The sequence below is a fragment of the Cupriavidus sp. R6-3 genome (genome assembly GCF_059772245.1).
The window spans coordinates 1-3,227 of the sequence record NZ_JCBAJO010000364.1 but is presented as its reverse complement, the minus strand read 5'-3'; the positions used below and the strand labels follow the sequence as shown (position 1 = coordinate 3,227).

Genomic DNA, 3,227 nt, shown 5'->3' with positions numbered 1-3,227 from the left:
ACCGGCGCGCCGCGCTGGCCGGCATCGCGGTGCCGGTGCTGGCCTTGGCCGGCGAGCACGACGCCAATGCCGCGCCGGCCGTGATGGAACGGATGGCGGCGCGCATTCCCGGCGCCGAGTACCGCTGCCTGCCGGGCGTCGGCCATCTGGCCTGCATGGAGCGGCCGGCGCGCTTCAACGAGGCCGTGCTCGATTTCCTGGCGCGGCATTTCCCGGTCCGCTGACGTCGACCGGGACATCGCCGGCACGCACCATCGCACCGAACGTACCGACGTACCGACGTACCGACGCACCAACGCACGAACACACGAACACACGAACACACGAACACACGAACACACGAACGCACGAACGCACGAACGCACGAACGCACGAACGCACGAACGCACGAACGCACGAACGCACGAACGCACGAACGCACGAACGCACGAACGCACGAACACACGAACGCACGAACGCGCCCGACGCACAACAAGCTGACCACGAGAGACACCATCATGCCCCTGGACTTCGTTCCCGCTGTCGGCGAGGCCGATTTCACCGACGATCAGGTCCGCCTGCTGACGCTGGCCAACCGGCTCGGCCGCGAACGCTTCGCGCCGCGCGCGGCGCAATGGGACCGCGAGGCGAGCTTCCCGTTCGCCAACTATGACGACCTGCGCGAGGCCGGCCTGCTGGCGCTGTGCGTGCCGCGCGCGTTCGGCGGCGAGGGCGCGGACTTCGCGACCTACTGCATGATCGGCGCGGAGATCGGCCGCTTCTGCGGCGCCACCGCGCTGACCTACAACATGCATATCTGCTCGACCATGTGGACGGGCATGCTGGCCGATGGCATCGCGATGACCGACGAACAGCGCGCCGAACACGCGGTCCGCCGCGAGCTGCATTTCTCGCGCGTGGTCAAGGACGGCGCGGTCTACGCGCAACCCTTCTCGGAAGGCTCGGCGGCCGCGGCCGGCAAGGCGCCGTTCGGCACCACCGCGCGCAAGGTCGAGGGCGGCTGGCTGTTGAACGGCCGCAAGATCTTCGCCTCGCTGTCAGGCGCGGCCGACTACTACGGCATCCTGTGCACCGAGGACCGCGGCGACCATCATCCCGACATGCGCGACACGCTCTATATCGCGGTGCCGGGCAAGGCCGAGGGACTGACCGTGACCGGCGACTGGGATCCGATGGGCATGCGCGGCACGGTCTCGCGCACGCTGCTGCTCAAGGACGTGTTCGTGCCCGACGACGAGCAGCTGATGCCGCGCGGCGTCTACTACAAGGCCGCGCAGACCTGGCCGGCGATGTTCTTCACGCTGTCGCCAACGTACCTGGGCGTGGCGCAGGCCGCCTACGACTTCACCGTGCAGTACCTGCGCGGCGAGGTGCCGGGCCAGCCGCCGGTCAAGCGCCGCATGTATCCGACCAAGCAGATCGCGGTGGCGCAGATGCGCATCCAGCTCGAGTCGATGCGCTCCCTGTTCTGGCGCGTCATTCACGAGGCGCGGCCCAATCCGTCGAAGGACCAGCGCATGCGTCTCTATGCGGCGCACTACGCGGTGATGGAGGGCGCCAACGATATCGCGCGGCTGGCGATCCGGACCTGCGGCGGCCAGTCGATGCTGAAGGACCTGCCGCTCGAACGGCTCTATCGCGATTCGCGCTGCGGCGCGCTGATGTTGCCGTGGACCGCCGAGCTGATCCTCGACCGCATGGGCCGCGAGACGCTGTACGAACCGGGCGAGCGCGACGAATGAGCGGCGCCTGCGGAGGGCGGCCGCATCTGGATGCGGCCAGCGTCGGCGCGCTGCTGCGGCCGCTGCACACGCTGGCCGACACGCAGCCGCAACGGCCGGCGCTGCATTTTCGCGGCCGCACGATCGGCTATGCCAAGCTGTGGAGCCGCATCGAGCGCGTCGCCGCGCACCTGCTGGCAGACTGGGGCGTCGCGCGCGGCGACCGCGTGGCGACGCTGTGCCTGAACCACGATCTGCAGCTGGCGCTGCTGTTCGCCTGCGCGCGGCTGGGCGCGATCTTCGTGCCGCTGAACTACCGGCTGGCGGTGCCCGAACTCGCCGCGATCGCCGCGCATGCCGGCGTGCGGGCGATCTTTCATGACGATGCGCATGCCGATGTCGCGGCCGCGGTCGCGCGCGCCAGCGAAGGGGCGGTCGCAGATGAGGGCGCTGGTGCAATTGCGGGCGAAGTGGCCGGTCAAGTCGCCGGTCAAGTTGCCGGTGAAGTCGCCAGTGCCGTGGTGAGGGCAGTTGCGGATGAAGCCGGCGCGGCTGGCCGGCGCAGTGCCGTGCGCCACGCCCATATCGACCGCCTGATCGACAGCCCGGCGCCGCCGGAGCCCATCGACGCGCCGATCGGCCCGATGCCCGACGACACGCCGCTGCTGCTGGTCTACACCTCCGGCACCACCGGCCAGCCCAAGGGCGCGCTGCATACGCAGGCCGCACTGCTGGCCAATGCGCGCGCCAGCTGGTGGGCCCACGAGATGCGCGATACCGACCATGTCCTGTCGACGTTGCCGATGTTCCATGTCGGCGGGCTATGCATCCAGACCGTGCCGGCGCTGCTGCTCGGCGCGCAGGTGACGCTGCACGAGCGCTTCACGCCCGACGCCTGGCTCGAGGCGCTCGCGCAGGCGCGTCCGACGCTGTCGCTGATGGTGCCGGCCACGCTGCGCGCGGTGCTCGAACATCCCGGCTGGGCTGATGCCGATCTGGGCGTGCTGCGCGGCGTGATGGCCGGCTCGTCGACGATTCCCCGCGCCTATATCGACGCCTTCCATGCGCGCGGGGTGCCGCTGGGGCAGGTCTACGGTGCCACCGAGACCGGCCCCGTCTCGATCGTGCTGCGCCTGCACGAGGCGATGGCGCGGCCCGGTTATGCCGGCTGGCCGCAGCCCGAGGCGCAGGTACGGCTGCTCGGCCGCGATGGCAAGGAGGTGGCCGACGGCGAGGTCGGCGAGATCTGCATCCGCGCCAGCAATCTGATGCAGGGCTACTGGCGCGAGCCTTTCCATCCCGGCTTCGTCGACGGCTGGTTCCGTTCGGGCGATCTCGCCCATCGCGACGCCGACGGCTGCATCGAGGTGGTAGGCCGCAGCAAGGACATGATCATCTCCGGCGGCGAGAACATCTATCCGGCCGAGATCGAGAACGCGCTGGTCGCGCTGCCCGGCGTGGCCGAATGCGCGGTGGTGGGTTTGCCCGACCCGCGCTGGGGCGAGG

3 protein-coding genes are annotated in these 3,227 nt (G+C 70.0%); all 3 read left to right on the top strand.

Annotated elements, in window-relative coordinates:
- A partial coding sequence (locus tag AC6EI8_RS25535) for an alpha/beta fold hydrolase (RefSeq protein ID WP_498383271.1) occupies window positions 1-224 on the top strand: 224 nt, incomplete at its 5' end.
- 273 nt (window positions 225-497) lie between these two features.
- Window positions 498-1,742 (top strand): acyl-CoA dehydrogenase family protein, encoded by a 1,245-nt coding sequence (locus AC6EI8_RS25530; protein ID WP_149317802.1) that lies wholly within the window; start codon window positions 498-500, stop codon window positions 1,740-1,742.
- On the top strand, window positions 1,739-3,227 hold a 1,489-nt coding region (locus tag AC6EI8_RS25525), incomplete at its 3' end, for a class I adenylate-forming enzyme family protein (RefSeq protein ID WP_498383270.1). The genes AC6EI8_RS25530 and AC6EI8_RS25525, both read left to right, overlap by 4 nt.

Bases quoted from the DNA above. Each gene is read 5' to 3' on its own strand.
- AC6EI8_RS25530 (WP_149317802.1), top strand. From the start codon at position 498: ATGCCCCTGGACTTCGTTCCCGCTGTCGGCGAGGCCGATTTCACCGAC.